General features: G+C 43.5%; 2 protein-coding genes. Both read right to left on the bottom strand.

What is annotated here, in order from left to right; translation table 11 throughout:
- Positions 1–1,763, bottom strand: a 1,763-nt coding sequence (locus VK541_RS06195; protein WP_324367982.1) for a PHP domain-containing protein, incomplete at its 3' end; no start/stop codon positions are given.
- A 47-nt stretch (positions 1,764–1,810) separates the two neighbouring features.
- On the bottom strand, positions 1,811–2,236 hold the full coding sequence (locus VK541_RS06190; protein WP_324367984.1) for a lipocalin family protein: 426 nt from the start codon (positions 2,234–2,236) through the stop codon (positions 1,811–1,813).
- Positions 2,237–2,513: the final 277 nt, after the last annotated feature.

Here is a 2,513-nt window from a genome sequence, read left to right as displayed (position 1 = left end):
AGGTATTTATTCTCTCCCCTTTTACCGCCATCCTCATCATCCTGGGTCACCAGGAATTCCACCGGAATATCAAATTTAGGCAACAGCACTTCACGGGCCAGTTTATAGCTCTCTGTTTTGTCAATGACCTCCTGGACATTTACAATCGCCTCCGGCAAATCAGCAAAAAGCGCCTTCATCTCATCGGCAGATTTGTAATAATACTCCTGGTTGGGAAGTCCGTACCTGTATCCGCGGCCACGGCCGATCTGGGTAGCCTGCTTCTCACCGTCCTTTACACACAATAAAATATCATGCGCATTGGCATCTTTCTTATTGATGTAATACGTATTATTGGTAGCGACCAGTTTCACCTCATGCTTGCGGGCCAGAGAAATCAGGGAGGCGTTAACAATATTCTCATCGTCCTGGTTGTGACGCATGATCTCAATGTAGAAATCTGCTCCAAATTTGTCTTTCCACCACAATAGTGCCTCTTCAGCCTGACGCTCGCCAATGTTCAGCAATTTGCTGGACACCTCGCCGTATAGGTTTCCGGACAGCACAATAATGTCATCCTTGTACTGCTCAACAACATCTTTATCTATACGGGGGACGTAATAAAAGCCCTTGGTATAAGCTATAGACGACATCTTTGCCAGGTTATGGTAGCCGTTTTTATTTTTGGCCAAAAATACCATCTGGTATCCGTCATCCTTTCTCTTTTTATCTGTATGATTTTCACAGACAAAGAATTCACAGCCTACAATGGGTTTAATGATCGTCTCCGTTGGTTCTTCACCTTTTTCAATTGCCGCAGCGTTTTTAGCCTCCGCCCCTTTGTTGTGATTGAGTACCTGGGTCACAAAATGAAAAGCACCCATCATGTTTGCATGATCGGTCATAGCCACTGCAGGCATTTTCATTGCCGCTGTAGCTTTGATCAGGTCGGGAATATTGATGGTGGATTGCAGTACTGAAAACTGTGTATGGTTATGCAAATGCGCAAAGACCACATTTTTAAGTTCTTCTTTATTGCCCTGAAGCGTTTGTTTGGAAATTCCGTCACCCTTGTTCAGGCGTTTCCTGATGTCATCAGATGCCGCTTTCAGGTTGATGTGCGTCAAACCGGCCCGTCCGATCATACCAGGGTTCCTTTCTTTGAAAAGCTTCAGGTAATTCTGATCAGCAAGCAGTTGCTCAGGTTTGAAAACATCTGTTTTTAAAAGCTGTAAAAAGCAGCGTGTCGTGGCCTCCACATCGGCAGTAGCATTGTGCGCCTCAGCAAAGGGCTCTCCAAAAAGATATTGATGCAATTCAGTAAGGTTAGGCAATTTGAATCTGCCTCCTCTTCCTCCCGGAAGCTTCAGCAGGTCTGCCGTAACCTCAGTACAGGTGTCCAGTACAGGCATTTGCGACATCGGACTTTCGATGCCCAGCCTGTGAAACTCGCTACCCATAATGTTGACGTCAAAGCCTATGTTCTGACCCACCACAAACTTCGCTTTGGACAAAGCCGTATTGAATTTTTCAAGAACCTCGGCAAGCCCTATACCCTGCTCATCAGCCAGCTCAGTACAAATACCATGGATTCGTTCGGCATCATAAGGAATATTGAAACCATCAGGCTTCACCAGGTAATCCTCGTTCTCTATCAGATTTCCGAATTCACCATGAAGCTGCCAGGCAATCTGTATACACCTTGGCCAATTGTCTGTATCGGTAACGGGAGCATTATAGTTGCGGGGCAGGCCTGTCGTTTCGGTATCAAAAATCAAATACATGCTCAAAAATACGTAATTTTTAAAGCGATCGCGGGAGAGGTGGAAAACTAATTTTTATAATGATCCTGAGAAACCAGGCGCTCTGTATCATAACCTTTTTTTGCACAGCGTGCTATGATCTTTTCCAGTAGCCCCTGGTCCAGCTCCGGTTTTCGTGACATGATAAAAAGGTATTTTTGTTTAGGATGTCCAACTACGACGTAAGAATAATCGTCGGCCAGTTCGATGACCCAATAGTCGACCTTAAACGGCCATATAAACTGTGCCTTAAACTCTGCGTTTCCGGTACCCCGCATTACAAACAGCTTTGACCTGATGTACTTCTGCTGATCCCGGCCAAGTATTTTATAGGTAGTAAAAACAGCATAAAAACCGTCGGGGTGGATCACATAGGTCTCTGTGGTCTGACGCCAGTGTTTATCCATGAAAGTTGGTATAGAATATAATGAATACCATTTACCAGCATAAGACATAATATCAACTTTTTGTACCGGTTTGTTGTCCATGATAGTCTTCAGCTTGATGCGGTTAAGCAAATGTAAATTCTTTATTATAAAAACCCCCAACATACAATAAAGTTTTCAAAAGCGTTTTTTAAAACACAAAAATTTCTAACTTAGGCAGGAAGAGATTCAATTTAATTACCTAACCAAAAATAGCCCGTTCGATAAAAAATCGCTAGGTTTATCGCAAATTTTAGTAACCCCTTAAAAGAATTAACACTATGAAGATTACGGTTGTAGGTGCAGG

This window comes from Pedobacter sp., from assembly GCF_035317785.1.
Classification (GTDB): domain Bacteria; phylum Bacteroidota; class Bacteroidia; order Sphingobacteriales; family Sphingobacteriaceae; genus Pedobacter.
Note: the sequence above shows the minus strand (reverse complement) of the source record. Positions and strands in the feature narration are given on the sequence as shown.

Bases quoted from the DNA above. Each gene is read 5' to 3' on its own strand.
- VK541_RS06190 (WP_324367984.1), bottom strand. From the start codon at position 2,236: ATGTCTTATGCTGGTAAATGGTATTCATTATATTCTATACCAACTTTC.